The organism is Actinoplanes sp. ATCC 53533 (assembly GCF_003947245.1).
Genome location: NZ_QHHV01000083.1, coordinates 137700 through 164001, shown reverse-complemented (window position 1 = coordinate 164001; position 26302 = coordinate 137700). Strand labels below are relative to the sequence as shown.

Here is a 26302-nt window from a genome sequence, read left to right as displayed (position 1 = left end):
ACCTCGCCAGGCCTCCCCGGGCCCCGCCAGACCTCCCCGGGCCTCGCCACACCTCGCCAGGCCTCGCCACACCTCGCCAGGCCTCCCGGGCCCCGCCACGACCTCCCGGGCCTCGCCACACCTCGCCAGGCCTCGCCACACCTCGCCACGGCCTCCCCGGGCCCCGCCAGACCTCCCCGGGCCTCGCCAGGCCTCCCCGGGCCTCGCCAGACCTCGCCGGGCCTCGCCGGGCCTCGCCAGACCTCGCCGGGCTTCCGCCGATCGTCGCCGGCTGGAATCCGCCGCGGTCAGAAGATGAAGACCCAGCCGAGCTTCTTTCTGGCCTCGCACCAGTTGGCGTGCGATTCGTCGTAGCTCACCGCTTGCCCGAACCAGTGGCCGCTGGCAGTGGTGCGGATCGCCCAGCCCTGCACGCCCTCGCAATTGAGCAGCCGGCCCGGCAGTGACTCGAAGTTCCCGCCCGCCGTCGTGAGGTCACCGCAGGCGGCCTCCGCGTCCATGTACCACTCTTCGCCGCCGCCGGTGGGATGGCAGGTCAAGGTGGTGGTGAACACCTGATTGGACGCCGCCGGCGCACTCCAGGAGAGGTTCAGCACCGCTCCCGGCTCGGCGAAGGCGGACGCGGACGCGGCGGCGGGTGACGCGGCCATGGCCGCGAGAAGCACCGCGACCGCGAATGTGCTGACAACTCGTAGGACACGCATGATCTCCACTTCCCCCTTGAGAATGGAGGCCAGTGCGACGTGATCGCAGCTCGGATGGTCGCACCCGGCCGGCTGTCCGCAGCCCCCGCGATCAAGGTCGGGGACTTCAGTGGCGCACTCAGCTTGCCACGGTGCGGAAGCGTGACTCAAGCAACCGCGTGTGCCACAGCAGGCATCAACTCATCCGGCAACGAGCTGCGGACATCGATGTGATCCAGACCACATTCGGCGATGAATCCGCTCGTCAGCCGGGGTGCCGAGGCGCGCGACGCGGTCGGCTTTCGAGACAGACTTGAACCAATCCAGAATGTGGCTCGTGTGCATCCTGACCGGCCGCCGGAACCGCCCGGAGCCTAACGAATCAGGAGAAAACGATGCTCACCAAGCGCCTTCTTCCCCTCGCCGTCGTAGCCGTCGCCGGCACTCTCGCGCTGACCGCCTGCTCGGGTCAGGGCCCCGCGGCGCAAGCGGCCGAGGCCCCGGCCGCCGGGAGCGCGCTCTCGCTCCTCTCCGGCACCGCGAAGGCGAACGGCGCCCAGCCCAGCACCGGCGACTGGGCGCTGCGGAACGGTGGCGCGCCGGACGCGCGGACGGCACCGATCGCGAAGAAGTGGGTCCAGCTGACCGCCGGTTCGGCCGGCGACCTGGACCCGGTCGTGGTGAACGGCGCCGGTCTCACCCTCTACCGGTTCGACACGGACACCGCGAGCCCGTCGAAGTCGAACTGCGCGGGCGCCTGCGCCGTGACCTGGCCGCCGCTCACCGTGCAGCAGGGCGGCAAGATCTTCATCGACGGCATCCGGAAGAAGGACGTCGGCGTCGTCAAGCGGGACGACGGCACGCTGCAGGTCACGATCAAGGGCTGGCCGGCGTACCGGTTCGCGAAGGACACCCAGCCGGGCGACACCAAGGGGCAGGGCGTCGGCGGCGTGTGGTTCGGCCTGCGCCCGGACGGCGGCAAGGCGGGCGCCCAGAACGGCGAGAACAGCAGCGCCGAGAACAGCGGCGGCAAAGACAGCAACGCCGAGAACAGCAGCGGCAAAGACAGCAACGGCGAGAACAGCAGCGGCAAAGACAGCGGCAAGGGCGACGACGTCACTGCTACCAGCGCCGTGCTCTTCGATGACGCGAACTTCAGCGACAACGGTGCCTCGCAGGGCGTCGCCGGCGCCGGCTGCCAGAATCTGGCCCGCCCCGGTGTGACCTCCTCGGTCGCCGTCCAGGGCAGTCTGAAGCTGTGGACCGGTAAGGACTGCACCGGTGAGTCGAAGCTCATCGACGGCGACGTCCGGGATCTGGCCACCGTCGGCTTCGACGACAAGCTCGTGTCGGTGAAGCTGCGCTGATCCGGGAGACCGGGAAGGGGTGTGCCGACTGGCACACCCCTTCTCGGCGGGGTCGTCAGATGCCCATGTCGCGGCGCAGCGCCAGCACCATCCGGGTGTGGTTGACGTAGTCGTCCGGCGAGCCGACCTCGCTCGGCTGGTTCAGCCCGTTCGGCCAGAAGTGCGAGCCGTCCGCGTACAGCACCGCGGCACCGTCGCCGGTGATGGCCCGCAGTTCGTTGATGGCGTTGGTGCCGGTCCACCGGCCGCCGGAGACCCGCGACGCCCAGCCGGAGTAGGTGCCCACGCCGAGCGTGTGCGCGGTTTCGTGCGTCGCGGTGGCCTGCACCATGCTCGCCCGGGAGCCGAACCGGATGGTGCCGTTGTAGTTGCCGTCCGCGGTGGCCACCCCCGGGTTGTACTGCACCCGCAAGGTCTTACTGAGAGTCGTGTAGCAGTTGTACACCGCCACGGCCTTGTCCATCGCCGAGCTGATCCGGTTGTACGCGTCGGTCTGGTCGGCGGTCGGGGCGGCGACGCGTTCCAGGGTGTAGGTGATCGCCCTCGTCGCCTGGCACGGGGTGCCCGGGGTGCCGGCCGGTGCGGTCCAGCGCTGGTTCGCCTGCCCGGTGCAGGTCCACAGCTGGATCGGCGTGCCGTTCGCCGTACCGTTGTTGCTCGGGTCCAGGCACAGGCCGGACTGGACGTTGGTCACCGTGCCGCTGGAGTTGATGTTCCACTGCTGGTTGGCCCCGCCGTTGCAGTCCCAGATCGCGACCGTCGTGCCGGGTGCGTTGTTCGGCAGGATCGCGTCGAGGCACTTGCCGCCGTACACCAGAAGTTGCTTGGTCGTGGTGTAGGTCCAGACCTGGTTGTCGCCGCCGGTGCAGTCCCAGAGGGTCAGCTGGGTGCCGTTGGTCGCGGTGAAGCCGGGCACGTCCAGGCACCGGTTGGAGGCGGCGCCGCGCAGGCTGCCGTTGGCGGTGGCCGCGGATGCCGGTGCGGCTGTCGCGATTCCGGCGCCGATGAGGCAGGCCAACCCGAGGGCGGCCAGGGCAGCACGGTAGCGGTGTTTCATCAGGGAAGCTCCTCGGCCGAAAGAGGGTCGGGGGGCGACCATAGATCGATTATTGAGATCTTTCAATACTTCAAAGTGGTTACAAGGTAGTTACCAGGTAGCTACCAGGAAACCGTGCCCAGCCGGATGTGGCCGCGGCCGCCGCGATCCCGCGGCGAATACCACGAGAGCATGAAGTCGGTCGCGGTGCTCAGCTCCGGGTGGCCGGTGAAGGCGTAGCAGCCGAAGTCCGGGCCGCAGGGGTCCGGCACCCGCCCGGAAGCCACGGCCGCCCACGGCCCGGTGGGCGAGGTCGCCTCGTAGACGGTGTATCCGCCGTCCCGGAAGACGTCCTGCACGATCATCGCCAGCTTGTGGTCGCCGGCGCCGGTGTAGTCGGCGACGTGCACCGTCCACGGAGTGGCGATGGCGCCGACCGAGACCGCCGACGACTGCACCGGGGTCCACCGCGGCGGGCCCAGATCCGGGCTGCCCCACCACTCGTAGTCCGCTGCCCGGCCCCACGCGCCCCGGTCCGCCGGCACCCGGGCCACGAACGCCCGGCTGGTGTGGACGTCGGACCCGTACAGGTAGAGGAACCCGTCGCCGCCGAAGACGGGTGAGCCGAGCAGTTGTTCGGCCGGCACGCCGACCCACAGCGGCGACGCGGCGAACGGCGTGACCGTCGAGGTGAACCGGTTGGTGGCCGGGTCGTACACCATCAGCTTGACCCGGGCCGTCGGCCAGGTGGGTTTGTCGTCCTGCACGCAGACCTCGTGGACGACGATGAGCAGCGTCGACGTGTCGGGAACGCGGGTCATCCCCGACGTCCAGGAGGCCGGATAGCCGTGGCCGGTCGACTCGCACGCCACCACCTCGGTGGCGCCCTGCGCGTTGGTCACCGTGGTGAGCAGGCCCTGCGGCGCCGGCAGGAACAGCGCCGGCCGCTCGGGGTTCGGGGTGGGCGCGGCGGGTGGCGTCGGCAGCTCCCGCAGGCCCGTCGGCGCCTGGCCGCGGGCGTACGGCCCGACCGCGGCGGTGGTGCCCAGCTGGAACCAGTCGCCGGGGCCCTGCGTGGTGTCGCCGAAGATCCACAGGCTGTCCGTCGCCGAGTACGCCGCGCTGAAGCCGGCGTCGCGGGAGATCGGCGTGTCCCGGGTGTCGGCCGAGGACAGCGGCCGGCCGACGTCCACGGTGGCGCGGGTGCCCGGGCCGGCCGTGCGGAACCGCTGGGTGGCGCTGAAGTCGCCGGCGTCCGGCCGTTGACCGGGCGCCGACAGCGTGCTGCTGTGCAGGCCGATGCACACGCCGGGCTGGGCGATGTCGCGGTCGCCGTAGCCGCACAGCTGCGAGTGGTAGATCGTGTTCGGGGCCAGCCCGGTGATGTCCTGGCTGACGTCGACGTAGCCGCCGTTGGTGTTGACGTTGGCCTCGGACTTCGGCGTGCTGAGGATCGTGGTCGATCCCTCCGCCCAGTACTGGAACCAGTAGGTGCACGGGTTGTCGCTGGTCTCGGCCGCGCACAGCGCCTGCGCGTGCAGCTTCGCGCTGGTGGAGGTGATGTCGGTCGGTGCGGTGGACCAGCCGGTGCAGCCGGCGAGGGCGAGTCCCACGACGATCAATGTCGCGGCGACCCTGGCACGCACATCGAGGTTCACCACTCCATCATGGAGCCGCCGGGCCCGTCGGCCAAGAGGAGCCGGCGCCACCGCGCAGGGTCACGAGCGCCGTCGCCGCCAGCGCCAGGGCCGCGGTGCCCGCCGCGCACCACATGATCGCCGGGAACGTGTGCGGCACCAGCCACTCGGCGGCCACCACCAGCGCGACGACCGCCGCCCACAGCGGCGCCGAGGGCCACCGGGCGCCGCTCGCCACCCGCGCGTTGACCAGCACGAACACCAGGGCGTAGAGGGCGCCGACCGTGGCGAAGACGGGCGCGTAGCGGCCCAGCCCGACGTAGTCGGGGCCGCCGGCCAGCCGGAACGCCACGCCGCCCGCGACCGCGGACGCGAGGATCAGCACCGCGCCGCTGCCGGCGACCAGCCCGAGCGCGATCACGAGCGCACGCCGGCTGCCCTGCGCGAGCCGGGGCAGCGCCAGCACGGTGACCACCTGCGGCGCCCACAGCGCGCCCTTGGTCAGCACGGTGCCGACCGCGTACGCGCCGGAGGTGGCGGCCGGCAGCAGGTCACGGGCGAGGATCAGGTCGGCGTACGAGACGGCCAGCATCGCGAGCATCGCCGAGCAGGCGGTGAACACCTGCCGCGCGGTGATGCCGGCGTCGCCGGGCCGGGCGGTGGGCCGCCGGGCCAGCACGGCCAGCGCGGGCAGGATCAGGATCGCCAGCGCGGTGCCGACCAGCACCGACCCGGTCAGCCCGGCGCCGAGCAGCAGCCCGGCGATCAGCCCGCCGTACCGCCCGGCGGCCAGGATGGCCATGCCCAGCGCGAGCCGCAGGAACCGCTCGTCGCCCTGCAACTCCCCCAGCCAGCGCCCGGCCAGCACGATCACGCCGGTGTACACCGCCAGCAGCAGGGTGACCGTCGTGGGCAGGTCGAGCAGCGGCCCCGCCACCGGCGCCAACAGGGCGACCGCACCCGCGCACACGGCGGCGGTCAGCCAGCCGGCGCGCCCGGCGGTCGCGCCCGGGCGGCGGGCCCGGTGCACCGCCACCGCGATCTGCAGACCCGTGCCGGGCACGCTCGTGATGGCGGCGATCGCGAGCACGGTCGCGAGCGCGCCGAGGTCGCCGGCGCTGAGCCGGCGGGCGCCGAGCACCGGTACGAGGTAGCCGAGCGCGCTGGTGACCGCGCCGGCCACCGCGACCGCGGCACCGGCGACGCCGATGGCCCGCCGGGACCGGGTCGCTAGAGGCGGCCCTCCGCGACCGCCCGGGTGATCCACGGAATCACCTCGTCGAGCATCGCGTCCAGCGTGGTCTCCGCGGTGAAGCCGAGCACCTCGCGGGCCTTGGTCACGTCCGGCACGCGCATCGCCACGTCGTGGGCGAACGGCTCGTCGCTGACCCACCGGAACGGCGCCTCCGGGCCCTTGATCTTCCGCCAGATCAGTTCGGCCAGTTCGAGCACCGTGGTGGCCTCGGCGGTCGACAGGTTGAAGTCCTCGTTCCGGGCCGCCTCGTGCTCCATCGCCCGCACGATGCCGCGCGCCAGGTCGCCGCCGTACGTGTAGTGCCGGACCTGCTCGCCGGCACCGAGGATGTGCAGCGGGTCCTGGCCCTTGAGCACCTTCTGCACCAGGTCGGGCACCACGTGCGACATCGCCAGCTTGACGTTGCCGGAGAGCACCTCCGCCTCGCCCAGCGCCCGGCCCTCGCCCACGCCCACGCAGTTGAACGGCCGCACGATGGTGTACGGCAGCTTGTACTGATCCCAGGCGGCCCGCGCGTAATATTCCACGGCGAGCTTCTGGAAGCCGTAGGACGAGCGCGGCGGCGGGACCTCCTGCTGGTCACCTTCCTTGCTCGGCCACCGGTCGGTCGACTCGAACACCATCGACGACGACAGGTAGGTGACCTTGCTCAGCTTGCCGGTCCGGTGCGCCGCGATCGCCGCGTCGCAGGAGGCCGCCATGATCCGCTCGTTGGTGGCGAGCAGGTCGTAGGCGTACGTGTGGAAGTAGGAGATGCCGCCGATCATGGCCGCGCCCGCGATGAAGTGGTCGCAGTCGGCGAGCAGCTCGGTGAGCAGGCCCGGGTCCCGGGCGTCGCCCTCGACGAACCTGTACCGCTCGTGGTCGTCGTAGCCGTGTGCCACCGGGCCGTACTTCGAGTAGTCGTCGAGCCCGACCACCTCGTGCCCGCGGCCGAGCAGCTCCTCGACGAGGTATCCGCCGATGAAGCCGGCCGATCCCGTGACCAGAACCTTCGTCATGCCGGGGTGTCCTCCTTGTTGCGGTCGGCTTTGTTGCGGTCGGCTTTGTCGCTGTCGGCTGCGTCGCGGCCGGCTTGATCGCGGTCGGCTGCGTCGCGGTCGGCCTTGTCGCTGTCGCGGTCGGCTTTGTCGCGGTCGGCTGCGTCGCGGTCGGCCGGCACCAGGTCCGGCTTGCGGGCGGCCCACCGGGCGGTGAGCTGTTCCGGGTTGAGCCGCCGGCCGAACGCGAAGCCGTACCAGCGCAGGTAGCTGGGCAGGAACCGGCCCACGTCGAAGCGTGACTCACCGAGCTGGCGGTCGAGCCAGATCGTCGGAAGTTCCGCCACCGGGCGGCGCAGCCGGGTCGCCTTCGCGGTCAGCTCGATGCCGATCTCGAAGCCTGTCCGCGACTCGATGCCCACTTCGCGGACGAAGGTGGTGTCGTAGGCCTTGAAGCTGTTGGTGGCGTCGCGGGTGCCGACCCGGGCCAGCAGCCACAGGCTGCGGCCGGCCCAGCGGGACGCCATCCGCTTGAACCGCGGCCCGCCCACCTGCTGCCCGCCGGGCATGTAGCGGGACGCCGCCGCGACCACCACTCCCCGGTCGACCAGCCGGGCCAGGTCGTCGATCTGCCGCGGGTCGTCGCAGCCGTCGGCCATCGTCACGACCGCCACCGGCGCCCGCGCCGCGTCGATCCCGAACCGGATCGCGTTGGCCGGGCCGGGACCGTACGTGTTGAGCACCGTGCGCACCCGCGGGTCGTGTCGCGCGATCTCCTGCGCGTACGGCACCGTGGTGTCCTCGGGCATGTCGTGGACGATCAGGATCTCTGCGGTCAGCAGCACCTCGCGCAGGATGCGCTCGAGGTGCCGGACCACGCGTTCGCCCTCGTTGTAGACGGGAATGACCACCGACACCCGGGGCGTCATACCAGCACGCTCCGTCCGGTCAGTCCCCACATGTCGACCACCGGCTTGTCGGTCTCGAGCTCGGCGTAGTCGGGGTGCGGCGCCGCGATGACCAGCAGGTCGGCCCGCTTGAGCACGTCCTCCAGCGGCAGGAACCGGTCGTCGGCGATGTACGGATCGGTGCACAGCGTCTCGCGCGCCTTGAGCGTCAGGATCTTCCGCAGCTTGTACGCCAGGCTGTCGCGCGAGTCGTCGCTGCCACCCTTGAACGCCATGCCGAGGATGCCGACCCGCAGCTCGGCGAGGTCGAAGCGATCCTCCAGCCGGGAGACCAGATAGAGCGGCAGCCCCTCGTTGATCAGCATCGCGGAGTGGCCGAGCACGAAGTTGTTGCGGTTGAACGCCGCCAGCTGCATCGTGTCCTTGAGCAGGCAGGGGCCCGCCGCGAAGCCGGGCATCGGCAGGTCGGCGGCGCGCGGATAGTCGAAGGCGACCGCGTGCCTGATCCGCGCGAAGTCGAGCCCGAAGTCGTTGGCCATCATCCAGAACTGGTTGGCCGTCGCGAACTTGATGTAGCGCCACGTGTTGGTGAACAGCTTGGCGAGCTCCGCCTCCTCCGGCTCCAGCCGCACGACCGAGTCGGTGAGGTGGCGGAAGAGCGCCTCGGAGCGCTCCAGCGCCCGGGGCGTCCGGGCGGCGACGATCTGCGGCAGCGTGAACAGCTCGGTCATCGCCCGGCCCTCGGCGATCCGCTCCGGGCAGAACGCCACGTCGACCGCCAGGCCCTTGCTGGCCAGCAGCCGCTCGGTCAGCGCGGTCACGCCGGGGTAGACCGTGCTGCGCAGCACGATCAGCTGGCCGTCGCGCAGGTGCTCCGCGCACCGCTCGATGGCCTGCGGCACCGCGCCGAGATCGGGATTGAGGTGCTTGTCGACGGGCGTGCCGACGACCACGATCAGCGCATCGGCGAGCCCGACCGCCGACGCGTCGGTGGTGGCGCGGAGCCGGCCCGCCGCCAGCGCCTCGGCGAGCGGTGCCGCCGCGCCCTCCTCGGCGAACGGCATGGCGCCGGAGTTGACCCGGTCGACCGCGGCGGCGTCGATGTCATAGAGCACGATCGACAGGCCGCGCGAGGCCAGGGCGATGCCCAGCGGCAGGCCGACCCGGCCGCAACCACCCACCACACAGACATCAACTGCCTCGGTCATTCACCCTCGCATCTCCGCCGCACGATCCCTGCCGGGGCTCCGGTTCGTGCAGGTTACTCGCGGGGAAACCTCGGGTCTACCCGGGAGTAGCTCAGGGTCTAAAGTTCGGCACCATGGCAGGCGTTTCGTCCACCCGTCTCAGTTCGCGGTTCGCCGCGGCACTACCGGCCCGCGCCGCCCGGATAGACCCGGTCGATGCGGCCGCCGCCGTGCTCATCACGCTGAGCGTGCTCTGGCGGGCGTCGATCACCCGCCGCGGCTTCCTCACCTACGACGACTTCCCGATCATCGCCCAGGCCGACGAGTTCGGGCTGCGCGTCGGGCACCTGTTCGGGCTGTACAACAACCACTTCATGCCGGCCGGGCGGCTGATCACCTACGTCATCGAGCGGCTGACCGGCTACGAGTACTGGCCGTACGCGACGCTGATGCTGCTCGGGCAGGCCGCGGTCAGCGTGGCGTTCTATCGACTGCTGCGGTTCCTGCTGCCGGCCGGCTGGGCACTGCTGGTGCCGCTGTGCCTGTTCCTGTTCAACCCCATGACGCTGGAGATCAGCGCGTGGTGGGCGGTCGGGGTCAACATGCTGCCCCTGCAGTTCGCGATGATCATCGCGGTCGGTGCCCAGGTCCGCTACCTGCGTTCCGGCGAGCGCCGGCACCTGGCGACGCTCGCCCTGGCGGTCGCCGCCGCGCTGCTGTTCTTCGAGAAGGCGGTGTTCATCGCGCCGCTCGTCTTCCTGGTCACGCTCTGCCTGTACGCGCCGGGCGGGCCGGTGCGCGCGGTGCTCGTCACCGTCCGCCGCTGGTGGCCGGCGTGGGCGATGCTGACCGGAATCTCGGTCTTCTTCCTCGCCGCCTACCTGGCCATGTCGACGGGTTCGTCGCTGCGGCCGACGAACGCGGCCGAGGTGGGCACCTTTCTGCGGCAGTTCTTCGGCGAATCGCTCACGCCCGGGCTGCTCGGCGGGCCGTGGACCTGGCTGCACGCCGGTGACGGCACGCCCGTCGCCGCGCCGACGCGGACGGCTCAGTGGATCTCGTGGGCGCTGGTCGCGGCGCTGGTGGCGGTGACGATCCGGTTCCGCCGGTGGGTCGCGGTCCGCGCCTGGATCCTGCTGGCGCTGTTCTCGGCCCTGGCGGCCGGGCTGATCGCGGCCACCCGGCTGGGCTCGACGATGGGTGGCGTCGCCGGGCTCGTGCCGCGCTACCTCGGCGATGTCCTGCTGGTCGCGGCGCTGTGCGTGGGGGTCGCGGTGTGCGGCCTGCGCCGCCTGGACGAGCCCGGTGAGCCGGCGGCCGCCACCCCGCCCCCGCTGGTCCGGAGCGGGTTCAGGCCGCTGCCGGCCGCGCTGACGGCCGGCGCGGTGCTGTTGGTCGCCAGCAGTGTCTACAGCGGCGTCGACTTCGGCACCGACTGGCAGGCCAAGGTAGGCCGGGACTACCTGCGTACCGCGCAGGCCGATCTCGCCGATGCCGAGCCGGGAACGGTGTTCATGGACCGGCCCGTGCCGGAGGACGTGCTGTCGCCGCTGTCCCACCCGTGGAACATGCAGTCGCGGTTCTTCGGCCCGCTCAAGGACGGGCCGGTGTTCGTGACCGCCGCCAGCAAGCTGTCGATGTTCGACGAGGCCGGCCACATCCGGCCGGCCTGGGTCAACGGTGTGACGGCCCGGCCCGGGCCCCTGCAGAGTTGCGGCTACCGGGTCACCGGCGGCCGCCCCACCACGATCCCGCTGACGGCCGGCGTGGCCGACTACTGGCAGGTGGTCCGGATCGCCTACCTCAGCGACCGCGATGCCAGTGCGACGATCCGGGTCGGCAAGCACGTGCCGGTCCAGTTCGACGTGCACCGCGGCCTCCACGCGATGTTCCTGCTGATGCAGGCCGAGGGCGACAAGGCCACGCTGGAGCTCGGCGACCCGGCCGCCGAGCTCTGCACCAACGAGATCCAGATCGGCACGCTGGTGCCGCAGCCGGCCGGGTAGCCGGTGCACCAGCGTCTCGTCCCACCCGCGGTCGCGGCCGCGGTCACCGCGGTGGTGCTCGCCCCACTGGCGCTGCCGGGCTATGTGCTGCGGTACGACATGGTGTTCGTGCCGCGACAGCCGCTGACCTGGGAGCTGGTCGCGCCCGCCGACGCCCTGCCGCGCGCGGTGCCGCTGGACGCGCTGGTCTCGCTGGCCAACCTGGCCGTGCCCGGCTGGCTGCTCCAGCGGATCGCGCTGGTCGCCGTCGTCTACCTGGCCGCGCTCGGCGCCGCCCGGCTGGTGCCGACCGGGCGCACGGCCACCCGCGTGGTCGCCGCGCTCGCGTTCGCGTGGACGCCGTTCCTCGCCGAGCGGCTGCTGCTGGGCCAGTGGGCGCTGTTGTTCGCGTACGCCGCCCTGCCGTGGCTGGTCGCGGCGGTGCGGGACCTGCGCGCGGGCCGGCCCGGCGCGCTGCCCCGGCTGGTGCTCGCCGCCGCCCCGGCCGCGGTCACCCCGACGGGCGGGCTGATCGCGCTGGTCACGGTCGGGGTGCTGCTCCCCCTGCGGTCCCGCGGCACCGTCGCGGCCCTCGCCGCCGTCGCGGCCCTCAACGCGCCCTGGCTGGTGGCCGCCGCGACCAGCACCGCCGGCGGCCGCTCCGACGCCGACGGCGTCGCCGCGTTCGCCGCCCGGGCGGAGAACTGGGCCGGTTCCTGGGTGGCGCTGGCCGGCACCGGCGGGATCTGGAACGCGCAGACCGCACCGGCCAGCCGCTCCTCGCCGCTCGTGCCGGTGGTCACGCTCCTCCTGCTCGCGGTGGCCGCGGTCGGCCTGCGTGAGCTGCGCCGCCGCTGGCCCGGCGGTGCCGACCGGCTGTTCGTCCTCGCCGCCGGGGCGTTCCTGCTGGCCGCCGCCGGCACCGCGCCCGCCGCGCCCGTGCTGGAATGGCTGGTCGGCCACGTCCCGGGCGCCGGGTTGCTGCGCGACGGCCAGAAGTTCCTGATCCCGTACGCGCTCGTGGTCGCGCTGGGATTCGCGCTCGGCGCCGAGCGGCTCGCCGACCGGCTCGCCCGCCGCTTCGAGCCGGCGGCCGGCCGGGTGCTGCTGGGCGCCGCCGTGCTGCTGCCGGTCGTGCTGCTGCCGGACCTGGCGTTCGGCGGTGCCGGCGCGCTGCGGCCGGTGCGCTACCCGGCGGACTGGGACGCGGTGGCCACCCGGGTCGCGGCCGCGCCGGGCGAGGTCCTGTCCCTACCGTTCGAGGGCTATCAGCGCTACGCCTGGACCCGCGGCGTGGTGGTGCGCGACCCGGCACCGCGCTTCCTGGACGCCCCGGTGCTGATCAACGATGCCCTGCGGGTCGGCGCGGTGACGGTCGACGGGGAGAGCCCGCGTGCCGCCCTGGCCCAGGAGATCCTCGCCGCCGGCCGCCCGGCCGCGGAGCTCGGCGTCCGCTGGGTGCTGGTCCGCCGCGGGCCGGGCGCCGAGCCGCCGGCCGGCGTGCTCACCGGCCTCCGCCTGGCCTACGACGGGCCGTATCTGCGGCTGTGGGAGAACCCGGCCGTGCCCGCCGGGCCGCCGGCCGCGGGCCGGCGGATGCCCGCGCTGGCCGCTCACCTGCTCGCCGCAGCAATCATGATCTTCGCTGCGCTCGCACTGCTGCGTACCCGGCGATCGTCGTGGTACCGTCCGCGGACCCATAGCATCGGGGAGGAACAGCCATGGCCTCGTTGGCCACATTCATCGTCTCCACCATCGCCGGGGGAATCCTCGGCATCGTCGGCGTAGTAGCGACGTTCAGCGCGGTCAACCCGTCCGCCGAGCACGTCGCCGAGCAAACCACGGTCAACCCGGCGAGCTCGGTTTACGGCACCCGCTGATCCGTCCGCGTCGGCTGCGTCGCGGGCAACTCGTCGGTAATCACCTGGGCGAAGGCAGCGCCGGTCGTCGCCCAGGTGAATCGGCGTGCGTAGGCCACGGCCGCCACGCCCATCTCGTTGCGTCGCCGGGTGTCCAGCAACAGCGCCCTGATCGCCAGGAAGAATTCGTACTCGTCGTCGACCAGCACTCCGCTGCGCCCGTCGGCCATCGCATCGGCGACGCCGCCGGCGGACCGGAAGGCGACCGAGGGCGTGCCCCGCGTGCCGGCCTCGACGATGGTCAGCCCCCAGCCCTCCTTCAGTGAGGGCTGCAGCAACAGCCACGCGCCGCAGAGCAGCTCGTGCTTGCGCTCCTCCGGGATGAACCCGGCGAAGCGGACCCGGTCGGCGACCCCGAGGTCGTCGGCGAGCTGGCGCAACGGCTCGTCCCACCAGCCGTGCCCGGCCACCACCAGCTCCACCGTGGGCAGCTCGGTGGCCAGCAGCGCGGTCGCCCGCAGCGCGAACTCGACCCGCTTGTGCGGGACGAGCCGGCCGAGCACGACCAGGCTCGGGTGCGGCGTACGGGGCGCCGGCGGCAGCACGACCTCCGACGTCCCGTTGTGCACCACGGTGATCCGGCGCGGGTCGACGCCCAGCCCGGCGAGCTCGTCCCGGGTCGACTCGGAGACCGCCACGTAGCGGCAGCGCCGGTAGACGCGCACGGCCAGCCGGGACTCGATCCACCAGCCGATCCGGGCGACCCGCGGGCCGAACACCACCGGCCACTGCTCCCGGTGCACGTGGTGGACCAGCGCGATCACCGGCCGGCGCGCGTACAGGCGGCTCAGGAACGGCATGCCGTTGCCGACATCGATGATCACCGTCGGCCGGCCGAGCCGGCGGCGGGCCAGCGGCCCGAGGCCGACGGCGCCGGCCAGATAGATCAGCGCGGCGAAGAGGTAGACGGTGTGCCGCCCACCGGCCCGCACGATCCGCAACCCCGACGCGGTAGTCTCCTCCGCCGGAGCGGTGCCGTGGGCCTGGCACAGCAACGTGGTTCGATAGCCGCGGCCGACCAGTTCGGCGGCCACCCGTTCCAGGAAGACCTCCGAACCGCCGCCCTCCGGATGCGTGGTATCACGCCAGTTCAGGAACAGGACGTGACCGCCACGGGCATCCATCATGGTCTACTCGGCCACCCCTACTAGCGAGTACGATTCACGGTCGCGTCACACTAGGGCACGCCTGCGAAAATCCGCAACGGTGACGTCATATGGAGGAGAAGCGCGTGACCGATGAGGGCCTCCGCGGGCGACCGGAGTTCTGGCCGGTCACGCTGCTGAGCATCGCGCTGGTCGTGGTCCTGGGTGGCTGGGGCGTCGCCACCTACCGCGACCGCACCCGGACCGAGGCGGCCTGCCTCCAGCGGGCCACGCTGCGGGTGGCGGCGGCGCCGAGCATCGCCCCGCCGGCCCGGGAGATCGCCCGCGAGCTCGCCACCCGGGAGCGCTGCCTCACCGTCGTCGTCGAGGCCCGCGAGTCGGCGGACGTGCTGCGGGACCTGGCACGCACCGCCGTCGCCGACCCGGCCGCCGCGACCACCCCGTCGCCCGGCGGGACGACCGCTTCCGCAGCGCCGCGGCCTGCCTCCTCCCGCGCCCAGCCCGCGTCCTCCCGCGCCCAGCCCGCGTCCTCCCAGCCGCTGCCCAGCGGCAGCGCCGCGGCCCCGGCCGCGCTGCCGGACGTCTGGCTGCCCGAGTCGACGCTGTGGCTGCGGCGGGCCCGCGCGGCCGGCGCGTACCAGGCGCCCGTCGAGGGCGTGTCCGTGGCGACCACCCCGGTCGTGCTCACCCTCGACGGCCGGTCGGCGACCCGGCTCGGCGACACCCTCGGCTGGCCCCAGCTGGTGGCCGACGCGAAGCCGCCACTGCCGGTCGTGCTGCCCGACCCGGCGACCAGCCCGATCGGCTTCGGCGCGCTGGCCGGCATCCGGGCGCTCGCCCGGGCCGCTCAGCCGGACACCGCCGAGGCCGGCGCGGCGGCGATCATGCGCCGGCTCGCGCCGCGCACCGTCTCGCTGGCCGGCGAGGCACCGCCCGCCCCCACCGGGCCCGGCGCCGGCGAGGTCGCCGTGGTCAGCACCGAGCAGGCGGTGCTGTTCGCCGCCGCCGCCGGCCGCCGCCAGGTCGCGGTGTATCCGCCCGCGGCGGTGCCCAGCCCCGACTACCCGTACGCGGTACTGGCGACCGGTCCCGAGCGGGAGGGTGCCACCGCGTTCCTGCGTGCGCTGCTCGCCGCGGAGGGCGCCGCGGAGCTCACCCACCAGGGGCTGCGCACCCCCCGCGGCGGGCCGCCGACCGGCATCCCGGCCGACTCCGGGATCCTCAACCGCGCCTATCCGCCCGCCCGGTTGCCGGCCGAGCCGGACACCGTCGCGCTGCTCAACGCGTGGGGCGGGGTGCACCTCAGCGCCCGGTTGCTGGCCGTGTTCGACATCTCCGGGTCGATGGCCGCGCAGGTGCCCGGCACCTCGGACACCCGCCTGTCCGCCACGATCAAGGCCGCCCAGGACGGGGCGAAGCTGCTGCTGGGCACGACCGAGCTCGGCGTCTGGGAGTTCTCCACCGACCTCGACGGCGAGCGCGACTACCGGGAGGTGGTGCCGGTCGGCCCGATCGGGCCGCGACGCCCGGAGATCGTGGCGGAGGTGGACCGGATCCGGGTCAATCCGAACGGCGGCACCGGCCTCTACGACACCACGCTGGCCGCCTACCGCGACGCGACGCGCAACTGGACCCCCGGCCGGATCAACATGGTGCTGATCCTGACCGACGGCACCGACGACAACGCCAGCGGGATCAGCCGCGGCGCGCTGCTGCGCGAGCTGCGCGGCATGGCCGACCGGAAGCGGCCGGTGCCGATCCTGTTCATCGGCGTCGGCCCGGACGTCGACCCCACCGAGCTCAAGCAGATCGCGCAGGTCACCGGCGGGCGGGTGGCGCGCACCAAGCAGCCGTCCGGGATCCGGCAGATCTTCTACACCGCGCTGGCCGAGTTCAGCTGTCTGCCGCCGAAGTGCCGCCGATGACCATCGCCACCCGGAAGAGGACGCCCGCCCTGTCTACCTCGCCCGCCGCGCCGGCCGGCACCGGCCGCCGGGGCCTCGCCGCCGGCGGCGCGCTGGTGCTGATCGTGCTCGCCTTCCTCCAGCGGCCGGGCCGCACCACCTTCGACACCAAGCTCGACCTCGCCGAGAATCCCGCCGGCTTCCTGGCCCGCGCCCTGCACCTGTGGAACCCGCAGGCCACGTCGGGCGAGCTCCAGCAGCAGGCGTACGGCTACCTGTTCCCGATGGGGCCGTTCTTCACCGCCGGCGACTGGCTCGGCGTGCCGCCGTGGATCACCCAGCGGCTCTGGTGCGCGGTGCTGCTGTGTGCCGCGTACTTCGGGGTGCTCCTGCTGGCCCGGGCGCTGCGGATCGGCGCCGAGCCGGGGCGGGTCCTGGCCGCGCTCGGGTACGCGCTCGCGCCGCGGATGCTCACCGAGATCGGCCCGCTCTCCTCCGAGATGCTGCCGGTGGTCGCGCTGCCCTGGGTGCTGCTGCCGCTGGTCGCCGCGCACCGGATCGGCTCACCCCGCCGGGCGGCCGCGCTGTCCGGCCTCGCGGTGCTGTGCATGGGCGGGATCAACGCGGCGGCCGTGGTGATGGCGCTGGTGCTGCCCGGGTTGTGGCTGGCGACCCGGCGCTGGGACAGGAACCTCGCCGTGCTCGCCGGCTGGTGGTGCGCCTGCGTCGCCGGGGCCACCCTGTGGTGGATCGTGCCGCTGCTGCTCTTCGGCCAGTACAGCCTGCCGTTCCTCGACTACATCGAGTCCTCCGCGACGACCACCGCGGTCACCTCGCTCTTCCAGGCGACCCGCGGCACCAACCAGTGGGTCGGCTACATCGTGCAGGGCGAGCCCTGGTGGTCGGCGGGCTGGATGCTCGTCGACAATCCGGCGCTGATGGCCGCGACCGCGCTGATCGCCGCCGCCGGGCTGACCGGCCTCGCGCTGCGCGGGCTGCCCGAGCGGCGGTTCCTGGTGCTCGGCGCGCTGGTCGGGCTGACCCTGCTGACCATCGGCTACGTCGGCACGCTGGACAGCCCGTTCGCACCGCACCTCCGCGCGCTGCTCGACGGCCCGCTCGCCCCGCTGCGCAACGTGCACAAGTTCGAGCCGGTGCTGCGCCTGCCGATCGTGCTCGGCCTCGCCTACGCCGCGAGCCACCGGTTCGGCATCCGCCGCCTGCGGCTGCCGGCCGCGCCGGTGATCGCCGCGCTGCTGATCGCCGCGGCGGCGCCCGCCTGGCTGTTCATGCTGCGACCCGGGCCCGGCTGGTCGGCGGTGCCCGCGCACTGGAGCCAGGCGGCCGACTGGCTCGCGAAGCAGGATCCGCAGGCCCGCACGCTCATCGTGCCGGGCTCCGGTTTCGCCCAGCACACCTGGGGCCGCACGATCGACGAACCGATCCAGCCGCTCGCCGGGGCGCCGTGGGCGACCCGGCAGCAGATCCCGCTCGGCTCCGAGGGCAACATCCGGGTGATGGACACCGTTGAGGCGCTGCTCGGGCAGGGTCGCGGGTCACCGGCGCTGGCCGGCTTCCTCGCCCGGTCCGGCTACCGCTATCTGCTGGTCCGCAACGACCTGGACCTGGCCGCGTCCGGCGCGCCGCCGATCGCCGTGGTGCACCGGGCGGTGGCCGGCTCGCCCGGCCTGGCGCCGGTCGCCTCGTTCGGCCCGCGGGTCGGCGACACGGGGCCCAGCCCGGTCGACGCGGCGATGTCCGTACCGTCGATCGAGATCTTCGAGGTCGACCGCCCGGTGCCCACGGTGTCGGCGAGCGCGCTCGCCGACGTGCCGGTGGTCAGCGGCGGCCCGGAATCGCTGCTCGGCGCGCTCGAGCAGGGGCTGCTGGACAGCCGGCAGCCGACGGTGCTGGCCGGCGACGCCGGTGGCGCGCTCGGCCTGCCCGAGGCGGCGGGGCCGCGGATCGTCACCGACGGGCTGCGCCGCCGGGAGCTGAACGTCGGCCGGATGCGCGACAACGTCAGCCAGACGCTCACCGCCGACGAGCCGACCCGCCAGGGCCGGGTGCGCAGCGACCTGCTGCCGTTCCCCGCGGACGGCCACCAGACGGTCGCCGCCTACCAGGGCATCCGGTCGGTCGAGGCGTCCAGCGGCGCGAGCTTCGCCGACTCGGTCGGCGCGAACGACCCGTCCGCGATGCCGTTCGCGGCACTGGACGGCGACCCGGCGACCGGCTGGCGCTCCGACCCGTTCCAGCAGGCCACCGGTCAGTGGCTCGAGGTCGTGCTGGAAACACCGCTGCGGCTGACCGAGGTGACCGTCGACTTCGCCGACGACCTGCGGGTCGGTGCGCCGGTCTCGCTGGTGCGGCTGACCACCGACCAGGGCATGGTGGTCCGGCCGGTGCCGGCCACCGCCGGCCCGCACCGGCTCGCGACGCTGCCGGGTCTCACGTCGACCGTACGGGTGACGGTGCTCGCCCCCCGCGAGGGCTACGACGGCGCCGTCGAGCTGCGCGAGCTGGGCATCCCCGGCCTCACCGCGCAGCGCGGGCTGCGGGTGCCGGCCGACGTCACGGCGGGGCCGGCACCGGCGTACGCGTTCGACCGCGCGCCGCAGCAGCGCGGCTCGTGCTTCCCGGGGCCGGAGGGCACCCGCTGCGACCAGTTCCTCGCCCGCGCCGGGGAGGAACCGCTGGGCGTGGACCGGTTCTTCGCGACACCCGTGGACGCCGCGTACGACCTGCGGTTGACCGCCCGGCCGCGGCCCGGCGGCGCGCTGCCGCTGGACCGGCCGGTGACCGCGTCCGCGTCCACGGTGCTGACCGGCGACGTCACGGTCGGCGCGCACGCGGCGGTCGACGGCGACCCGGCCACCGCCTGGCTGGCGGAGCCGACCGACGCAGACCCGACGCTGCGGCTGTCCTGGCGCTCGGCGCGCAAGCTCGACCGGATCCGGCTGGTGGTGCCCACCGCGCCGCTGGCCGCCCGGCCCACGAAGGTGTTCCTGCGCACGGCCGCCGGGGAACTGGCCGCCGACGTCGGCGCCGACGGTTGGGTGCGATTCCCGGCCCTGCGAACGAACCGGCTCGACGTCACGATCATCGCCACCGAAGCGGTGATCGCCGATCCGCGGGGCAACGGCTGGCCGGCCCCGGCCGGGGTCGCGGAGATCGAGATTCCCGCGCTCGCCGGCCTGCTGAAGCCGGCCGCCGCCAGCACGCCGATCGCCGCGCCCTGTGGCAGCGGACCCGCCGTCGAGATCGACGGCGTGGCCTATCCGACGTCGGTGTCCGGCACGCTCGCGGACGTCCGGGCCGGCCTAGCGCTCCCGGTCACCGTGTGCGATGACTTCGTGAGCGACGTCGTGCAGCTCGCGGCGGGCGAGCACCGGCTGCGGACGGTGCCGTCGAAGGCGTTCGTCGCGGATTCGGCGGCGCTGGTCCGCGACGGTGCCCCGGCCACTCCCCCGGCCGTGCACCCGCGGGGCGTGCGGGCCGAGCGGTGGGACCCGACCGAGCGCCGGGTCGCCGTCGACACGGGCGCGGCTGCCCTGCTGGTGGTGCCGGAAAACCTCAACGCGGGCTGGACAGCGACGCTGAACGGTCAGCGGCTGCGCGCCGTGCGGGTGGACGGCTGGCAGCAGGCCTTCGTGCTCCCGGCCGGGGCGGGCGGGACGGTGACGCTGCGGTTCACGCCCGACGGGCCGTACCGGGCGGGGCTGGCGACCGGGGCGGTGTTCGTGCTCCTGGTGGCGCTGGCAGCGCTCGTGCCGGCGCGGCGGCGATGGCAGCCGGTCACCCGGCCCCTGGCCCGCGGCTTCCGGGCCGTCCCCGGTGGCGAGTGGTGGATGCTGCTGCCGCTGCTGGCGCTGGCGGTGGCGCTCGGCGGTGCGGCGGGGGCCGCGCTGCTGATGGCGGCGCTCATCGTGCGGCAACTGCGGCCGGGCACGCTGCCCGCCGTCGCGTTCTGGTGTGCCGGGACCGGCCTGGCGGTCGCCGCGGCCGGACGCCTGCTCGGCCACGGCCAGGAGTGGGCGTACGGCGCGGGGGTGCAGGTGGCCATGCTGGCGGCGATCTGCGTGGTCGCCGCGACCATCGCGCCCGGGCCCGGCCACCCCTCCGCTCTGCTTCCCGATGGGAAACACCCCTCGGGCGCGCCTGAAACGGCACCACCTGACGAGCTGGACGAAACGGCCAAGCCCGCTGAAATGGATAAGGCAACCGGGATCGGCGAGCCGGCCGAGACGGGTAAGGCGGCCGAGATCGGCAAGCCGGACATAGCGACCGAGCCGGCCGAGACCGGCAGGGCGGCCGGGATCGGCAAGCCGGACGAAACGGCCGAGCCGGCCGAGACGGGCCGGGCGACCGAGACCGGCGAGCCGGACAAAGCGACCGAGCCAGCCCAGACCGGCAGAGCGGCCGGGATCGGCAAGCCGGACGAAACGGCCGAGCCGGCCGAGACCGGCAGAGCGGCCGAGAACGGCGAGCCGGACAAAGCGACCGAGCCAGCCGAGACCGGCAGGACGACCGAGAACGGCCAGCCGGACAAAGCGACCGAGCCGGCCGAAATGGATAGGGCGGCCGAGAACGGCGAGCCAGACGAAACGGCCAAGCCGGCCGAGATGGGTAGGGCGGGCTAGATGGGCGAGCCAGACGAGACGGCCGAGCAGGACGGGACCGTCGAGCCCGATCAGGCGGGCGAGCCGGAAGAGCCGCGCGAGGGGCCGCACCGGGCGACGCTGGGCCGGTCCGTCGAGCTGTTCCGGACGTTCCTCGTCGAGCAGACCGACCCCGACCGGTTCTACTCGCTGCTCGCCGTCGACTCGGTGCGCCAGCTGGGTTCCTATGTGGATCTCGCCGGCGCCCGGCTGCTCGACGTGGGCGGCGGCCCGGGCTACTTCTCGACCGAGTTCCGGCGTGCCGGTGCGACATACCTCGGCCTCGACCCGGCGGTCGGCGACTTCGCCGCCGCGGGCGCCGCCGTGAGCGGCATGGTGCGCGGCAGCGGCACCGCGCTGCCGATCCGGTCCGGCGCCGTCGACGTCTGCTACTCGTCGAACGTGCTCGAACACGTCTCCACGCCCGAGGCGATGCTCGACGAGATGGTGCGGGTGACCCGCCCGGGCGGCACGGTCTTCGTCTCGTTCACGCCGTGGCTGTCGCCGTGGGGCGGGCACGAGACCTCGCCCTGGCACCTGCTCGGCGGCGACCGGGCGCGGCAGCGCTACCTGCGGCGGAACGGCCGCGAGCCGAAGAACCGCTTCCAGGAGACGCTCTTCCCGGTCAGCGCGGCGCGGGCGATGCGCTGGGCGCGGGCCGGCCGCCGCGCCGGGGAGGTCACGGTGGTCGATGTGCTGCCGCGTTACCACCCCCGGTGGGCGTGCTGGGTGGCCCGCGTACCGGGGCTGAGGGAGATGCTGACGTGGAACTTCACCGTCGTGCTCCGGCGCTCGGGGCAGCCCGCACCGGCGACCACCCAGGAAGATCCCGTACAGGGCTCGCTTTCCGATGTGACTCGGTAGTAACCTTCCGGCAATTGGCAGGCTTACCGCCGGCCGAAGCATGTTCTTAACTCATCTCGATTCTTATATTCGTGGAGGCACTATGAGGTCCCGCGTCCTCGGCGCCACGCTGTTGGCCCTCGGCGTCGTGGCGTTGATTTTCGCCGGTGGCCTGGCATTCGTCGTGGCACCCACTGTGAAACAGCTGCCATACGACATGAAGGCCACCCAATCGGTGGCCGAGGCACCCAACGCGAAATTCCTCCAGATCACCAGCGGCGTCGCGAAGGTCAACTCCGGCACGCTGCGCTCGACGGTGAACGTCACTCCCGACGCGAAGACGACCGCCGACCTGGAAGCGCCGCTCGCCGGCAAGGCCATGGTGTGGCTGGTCGGCCAGGAGGTCGTCAACACCGGCAGCACCGAGCTGGTCAGCGCGTACAGCACGGCCCTGGCGGTCGACCGGAAGTCGGGCGCGGCCCAGCAATGGGGCGGGCAGTGGCTGGACACCGGTAACCGGGAGAGCGTCAAGTATTCCGGCCAGATCTACAAGTTCCCGTTCGGTACGGAAAAGAAGTCTTACCCGATCTTCGATCGTGACCTCCTCGATACCCGGCCGGCGAACTTCGTGAAGACCGAGGAGATCGAGGGGCTGGAGACCTACCAGTTCACCCAGGAGATCCGTAACGAGAAGCTGGAAGTGCCGGCCGACCGGCTTTCGGTGGCGTTGAGTCAGTTGGCGCCCGGTGCGAAATCCGGAGAGGTCCGCTACGACAACACCCGTACGGTGTGGGTCGAGCCGGTGACCGGCCAGTTCATCAAGGTGCAGGAGCTGCAGAAGAAGACGCTGGTGCCGGATGTCGGCTCGCCGGTCGTGCTCCTCGACGCGCCGTTCGTCTACACCGACGACACCATCCACAACGCGGCCGAGACCTCCAAGGAAAACCGCCAGAAGCTGACGCTCGTGACCGTGTGGGCGCCGATCGGCCTCGCGGTTGTCGGCCTGATCCTGCTGCTCGTGGGTGCCATGCTGGTGGCGCGCGGCCGGCGGGCGGCCGCGGCCGGTGCTGCTGTGCCGACGCAGCGGCGGGGCGGGGCGCGGCACTCGGCCGCGACCCAGGATGAGTCGGACCGCGAGCGGGCGTCCGAAACATCGGGATCGACCGATTCGGCAAAGGCAGGGAAATCCGGTAGTACCGCCGATTAGGGCGTTTCAGGAGTCGTCGTGACCGGCTGAGCCGACATCACGACGCGGCACGAACTGCGGATCCGAGGCGCCCCGGCCACATCTGGCCGGGGCGCTTCGCGCTGTGATACCGGCGGACCCGGAAGCGACGACCCGGCGGTGGGTGCCGGATATGGTGGGGATCAGGGTGCCCGCCACCCCGGCCGAGAGATCCGCGACCCGGCCGAGAGATCCGCGACGCTGTTGAGGACACGACGGTGATCGATGCCCTGACCGATGCGCAGCGCGCCACCTTCGCGCCCTTTGTGGAGCGGTGCGTGCACCATGGCCCGGACCGCGCGCCCCTCACCCAGCAGGAGCGCGACGACGTCGTCGACGGGCTCCGCCGGTGCTACGTGGCGGCCGGCCTGCCCTGGCCGGGCACCGTCGTGTGGGTGTCGTCCCCGCTCGCCGGCGAGCTGGTCGCGCTGACGGCCGCGCTGACCGTCCAGCGGAGCCGGATCCACCGGTCGATCCCCCGGCGGGCGCTGGACGCGGTCTGGTCCCGTGTGGAGGGTCCGGTCCGGGCGGCCCTCGGGATGCTGGCGACGGTGCTCTTCGCCGTGCTCTTCTTCAGCTGGCCGGGCGCGCTGATCCTCGTGTTCGATCACTCGTCGTCCTTCGCCATCGACTACGTTCTGCTCTTCGCGGCGTTCGGGGTCTTCGTCGGCGTGCGCGACGGCGTAGCGAACTGGAGCCGGCGGGCCACCGTCGTGCGTCCGCTCCCGCTCGAAGAGGCCGTCTCGGAGCTGGGCCGGACCTCCCGACACATCGTCGCGGCGACCATCGGCGTCGTCGAGGCCAAGCTCGACACCGCGCTCGCCCCCGGGGTCGACCAAGCCGTCCGCGACGGGGTGCGGGTGCCGATCGACGAGGCGGAGACGCCGATCTGGACCGGGGTCACGAGAGGTCTCTGGGATGAGGCCGTCGCGGACCATCCGACGATTCGCCGGGACGCCCGCCTCGCCGTCCTGGCCGCGGCCGGGTCGGCCGACCTGCTGGACGCGGTGATCGCCCAGCAGGATCCGCCGCGTGGCACGGCCCCGCTGCACGGCACCGGCAGCACCGCTCGGCTGCTGTGGCTGCGCCGGCATGCCGGTGTTCCGCGCGACGACGACTGGGACGCGATCCAGGGCTTCGCCGACGCCGGCCGGGTCCGCTGGTGGCCGCACCCCGACTTCGTCGTGGTGAGCGAGCCGCCGATCCGGCTCCGGGTCGAGCGGACCGCCGACGGCCCGGACCGACCGCACCACGCCAGCCTGCCGGCGATCTCCTGGCGTGACGGGTTCGACCTGCACTTCTGGCACGGCATCCAGGTGCCGACCGACCTGATCCGGCTGGGCGGGGACGTCGAAGCCATCCACCGGCACCACAACAGCGAGGTCCGGCGGGCGGCGATCGAACGCATGGGGTGGCTCACCTACATCGGGCGGGCTGGTCTGCGGCTGGTCGCGTCCGCGCCGGATCCGGGCAACGCCCCGCACGAGCTGCTCCTGTACGAGGACCCGGACGGGCGCCTGGGTGACGCCCGGGTCCTGGTGATGACCAACGGCAGCCCGCACCGGTCCGGCGCGCTCAGCCGGTACGCCGAGACCGTGCCCGCCGGGATCGACGACCCGATCGAGGCGGCGGCCTGGCAGTACAACTGCCCTGTCCACGTCTACCGGCGCCTGCGACGCCGCACCTGACCCGCCGACCGAAGGAGCTCGCATGCACACCTACGCCTCCGCCCTGGCGCTGTCCGGGATCACCGTCCCGGCCCATCTCGTCGCCGACGCGACGGTCCCCGTCCTGAGCGGCCCGCAGGCGCAGGGCGACCTGCTGCTCCTGCCGGTGCCGAGCCTGCCCGGCGCGGCCTGGACCCGGCTGCCCGCGGACGGGCTCCAGGTGGTCAAGGGGGAGGCCACCGGCAACACCCACTGGCTGCATGAGGGCTTCGACTCGCCGGGGGTGCGGTGGGCGCCCTCGGGCGGCGGGCTGCGCGTCGGCTACGTGCTCGTACCGGACGGGCAGAGCGCCCTGCTCATCCACACCGACGAGCACGGCGCCAACGGGATCGGCCCGGGCACCTACGCCGTGCAGCGCAAGCGGGCGCAGGCCGTCATGGTCGAGTATCGGGCGGCGCGGCAGGTCAGCGACGACACCTACCTGGTCGAGGACTGACGCGATTCGACAAGACACTTCCGCGTGATCGTGCGGACACGGATGCGCCACAGTGGACTCCAAGAGTGATCCACTATGGCTCCTACCCCGCCGGACCCAGGTGGAGTGACCGGCGCGGTCCGGGTGTCCGCGACCCGGCAGCGGCCCGGCGCGCGCCGATGGACCATCGACGGCGAGAGGCGGTGCGATGGTGGCGAGCCAGTTGTCGGTCGGGGTGGTCGGTGCCGGCATCGGGGGCCTGACCGCCGCGCTGTGCCTGCTGCGGGCCGGGTTCGACGTTCAGCTCTACGAGCAGGCGACGCGGTTGGCGGAGATCGGCGCCGGCGTGCAGGTCAGCCCGAACGCGTCGCGGGTCCTGCACCGGCTGGGGCTGGCCGGGCCGCTGGCCGCGACCGGGGTGAAACCGCTGGCCTGGCACCAGCGCCGCTGGGACGACGGCCGGACGCTGCTGCGCGCGCCGTTGGCCGAGGCGCTGGAGGCGACCTTCGGCTTCCCGCACTACCAGATGCACCGCGCCGATCTGCTGTCCGCGCTGACCGCGGCGGTGCCCGCCGGGCGGATCCACCTCGGGCACCGGCTGGTGGGCCTCACCGACGGTGATGACGGGGTACGGGCCCGGTTCGCCGACGGCCACCAGGCCCGGTTCGACGTGCTGGTGGGCGCGGACGGGATCCACTCGGCGGTGCGGCAGTCGCTGTTCGGCGCCGAGGACGCCCGCTTCACCGGGTGCGTCGCCTACCGGGCGGTGGTGCCGGCGGAACGGCTGCGGCACCTGGACCTCGAGGTGACCGCCCAGCTCTGGCTGGGCCCGGGCCGGCACTTCGTGCACTACTTCATCCGTGGCCGGAAACTGGTCAACTTCGTCGCGGTGGTCGAGCACGACCGGTGGACCCGCGAGTCGTGGACCGACCGGGGCGAGATCGCCGACGCGCTGGCCGCGTTCGCCGGCTGGCACCCCCAGGTCCGCGAGATCATCGGCGCGGCCGACGAGACGTTCGTCTGGGCGCTGTTCGACCGGCCCCCGCTGCCCCGGTGGTCGGCCGGGCGGGTGACGCTGCTGGGCGACGCCGGCCACGCGATGCTGCCGTTCATGGCGCAGGGCGCCGCGCAGGCCATCGAGGACGGCGCCACCCTCGGCGCGTGCCTGCGGCAGGTCGGAGACGCCGCCCCCGCCTCGGACGTGACCGCCGCCCTGCGCCGGTACGAGCGGGCGCGCCTGCCCCGCACCTCGCGCCTGCAGGCGATGTCGGCGGGCAACAAGACCCGCTTCCACCTGCCGGACGGTCCGGCCCAGCGGCAGCGCGACAGCCAGATGGCGGCCGGCTCCGAGGCGTGGTCGTTCAACGCCCTCGACTGGCTCTACGAGCACGACGCGGCACAGGGCCCTGAGCTCGGCTAAGGCTGAGGATTTTTTGCGTTATTTCGCCACAAACCGCAACAGAG

General features: G+C 73.2%; 18 protein-coding genes. 10 read left to right on the top strand and 8 right to left on the bottom strand.

From position 1 onward, the window contains the following. Positions 1 to 287 precede the first annotated feature (287 nt). Positions 288 to 704 carry an SSI family serine proteinase inhibitor gene (locus DMB66_RS26835; protein WP_233624856.1) on the bottom strand — a complete coding sequence of 139 codons (417 nt, stop codon included), beginning with the start codon at positions 702 to 704 and terminating at the stop codon, positions 288 to 290. A gap of 374 nt (positions 705 to 1078) precedes the next feature. Here DMB66_RS26835 and DMB66_RS26830 point away from each other — a divergent pair, with 374 nt between their 5' ends. After that, positions 1079 to 2050 (top strand): hypothetical protein, encoded by a 972-nt coding sequence (locus DMB66_RS26830; RefSeq protein WP_125806874.1) that lies wholly within the window; start codon positions 1079 to 1081, stop codon positions 2048 to 2050. A 55-nt stretch (positions 2051 to 2105) separates the two neighbouring features. Here DMB66_RS26830 and DMB66_RS26825 read toward each other — a convergent pair whose 3' ends face one another. From DMB66_RS26825 to DMB66_RS26800, 6 genes are all read right to left on the bottom strand, one after another. Next, the gene (locus DMB66_RS26825) at positions 2106 to 3107 is read right to left on the bottom strand and encodes an RICIN domain-containing protein (RefSeq protein ID WP_125806873.1); all 1002 of its coding nucleotides are present in this window, start codon (positions 3105 to 3107) and stop codon (positions 2106 to 2108) included. A 101-nt stretch (positions 3108 to 3208) separates the two neighbouring features. Continuing rightward, positions 3209 to 4744 carry a hypothetical protein gene (locus DMB66_RS26820; protein WP_125806872.1) on the bottom strand — a complete coding sequence of 512 codons (1536 nt, stop codon included), beginning with the start codon at positions 4742 to 4744 and terminating at the stop codon, positions 3209 to 3211. A gap of 7 nt (positions 4745 to 4751) precedes the next feature. Then, positions 4752 to 5990, bottom strand: coding sequence for a polysaccharide biosynthesis protein (locus DMB66_RS26815; RefSeq protein WP_125806871.1), 1239 nt, complete (start codon positions 5988 to 5990; stop codon positions 4752 to 4754). Then, positions 5954 to 6979 carry an NAD(P)-dependent oxidoreductase gene (locus DMB66_RS26810; RefSeq protein ID WP_125806870.1) on the bottom strand — a complete coding sequence of 342 codons (1026 nt, stop codon included), beginning with the start codon at positions 6977 to 6979 and terminating at the stop codon, positions 5954 to 5956. The genes DMB66_RS26815 and DMB66_RS26810 overlap by 37 nt, the downstream gene beginning before the upstream one ends. Then, positions 6976 to 7887, bottom strand: a complete 912-nt coding sequence (locus tag DMB66_RS26805) for a glycosyltransferase family 2 protein (protein WP_233624855.1) — start codon at positions 7885 to 7887, stop codon at positions 6976 to 6978. Before DMB66_RS26805 ends, DMB66_RS26810 begins: the two co-directional genes overlap by 4 nt. After that, entirely contained in the window at positions 7884 to 9074 is a 1191-nt protein-coding gene (locus tag DMB66_RS26800) for a nucleotide sugar dehydrogenase (RefSeq protein ID WP_125806869.1), read from the bottom strand. Before DMB66_RS26800 ends, DMB66_RS26805 begins: the two co-directional genes overlap by 4 nt. Positions 9075 to 9187: 113 nt before the next feature. Here DMB66_RS26800 and DMB66_RS26795 point away from each other — a divergent pair, with 113 nt between their 5' ends. Both DMB66_RS26795 and DMB66_RS26790 read left to right on the top strand, forming a co-directional pair. Then, on the top strand, positions 9188 to 11059 hold the full coding sequence (locus DMB66_RS26795) for a hypothetical protein (protein WP_125806868.1): 1872 nt from the start codon (positions 9188 to 9190) through the stop codon (positions 11057 to 11059). Between the two features lie 3 nt (positions 11060 to 11062). Then, a complete protein-coding gene (locus DMB66_RS26790) occupies positions 11063 to 12826 on the top strand; it encodes a hypothetical protein (protein WP_233624854.1) in 1764 nt (587 codons plus the stop codon). A 76-nt stretch (positions 12827 to 12902) separates the two neighbouring features. On the opposite strand, the gene DMB66_RS26785 is transcribed toward DMB66_RS26790, so the two are convergent. Further along, positions 12903 to 14084, bottom strand: coding sequence for a glycosyltransferase family 4 protein (locus DMB66_RS26785; RefSeq protein WP_233624853.1), 1182 nt, complete (start codon positions 14082 to 14084; stop codon positions 12903 to 12905). Positions 14085 to 14188: 104 nt separating this feature from the next. On the opposite strand from DMB66_RS26785, the gene DMB66_RS26780 reads away from it, so the two are divergent. The 7 genes from DMB66_RS26780 to DMB66_RS26750 all read left to right on the top strand — a co-directional run bounded on the left by DMB66_RS26780 (position 14189) and on the right by DMB66_RS26750 (position 26258). Further along, positions 14189 to 15988, top strand: coding sequence for a substrate-binding domain-containing protein (locus tag DMB66_RS26780; RefSeq protein WP_158647373.1), 1800 nt, complete (start codon positions 14189 to 14191; stop codon positions 15986 to 15988). Next, the gene (locus tag DMB66_RS26775) at positions 15985 to 20610 is read left to right on the top strand and encodes an alpha-(1->3)-arabinofuranosyltransferase (protein ID WP_125806866.1); all 4626 of its coding nucleotides are present in this window, start codon (positions 15985 to 15987) and stop codon (positions 20608 to 20610) included. Before DMB66_RS26780 ends, DMB66_RS26775 begins: the two co-directional genes overlap by 4 nt. Next, positions 20611 to 21492 (top strand): bifunctional 2-polyprenyl-6-hydroxyphenol methylase/3-demethylubiquinol 3-O-methyltransferase UbiG, encoded by an 882-nt coding sequence (locus DMB66_RS26770; protein ID WP_125806865.1) that lies wholly within the window; start codon positions 20611 to 20613, stop codon positions 21490 to 21492. A gap of 40 nt (positions 21493 to 21532) precedes the next feature. Beyond that, a complete protein-coding gene (locus tag DMB66_RS26765; RefSeq protein WP_125806864.1) occupies positions 21533 to 22678 on the top strand; it encodes a DUF3068 domain-containing protein in 1146 nt (381 codons plus the stop codon). Positions 22679 to 22914: 236 nt separating this feature from the next. After that, positions 22915 to 24384 carry a DUF6745 domain-containing protein gene (locus DMB66_RS26760; protein WP_125806863.1) on the top strand — a complete coding sequence of 490 codons (1470 nt, stop codon included), beginning with the start codon at positions 22915 to 22917 and terminating at the stop codon, positions 24382 to 24384. Positions 24385 to 24406: 22 nt separating this feature from the next. Further along, positions 24407 to 24859 (top strand): hypothetical protein, encoded by a 453-nt coding sequence (locus DMB66_RS61405; protein WP_158647371.1) that lies wholly within the window; start codon positions 24407 to 24409, stop codon positions 24857 to 24859. Between the two features lie 187 nt (positions 24860 to 25046). Beyond that, positions 25047 to 26258: an FAD-dependent monooxygenase gene (locus tag DMB66_RS26750; RefSeq protein WP_125806862.1), complete on the top strand. Its 1212-nt coding sequence runs from the start codon at positions 25047 to 25049 to the stop codon at positions 26256 to 26258. Positions 26259 to 26302: the final 44 nt, after the last annotated feature.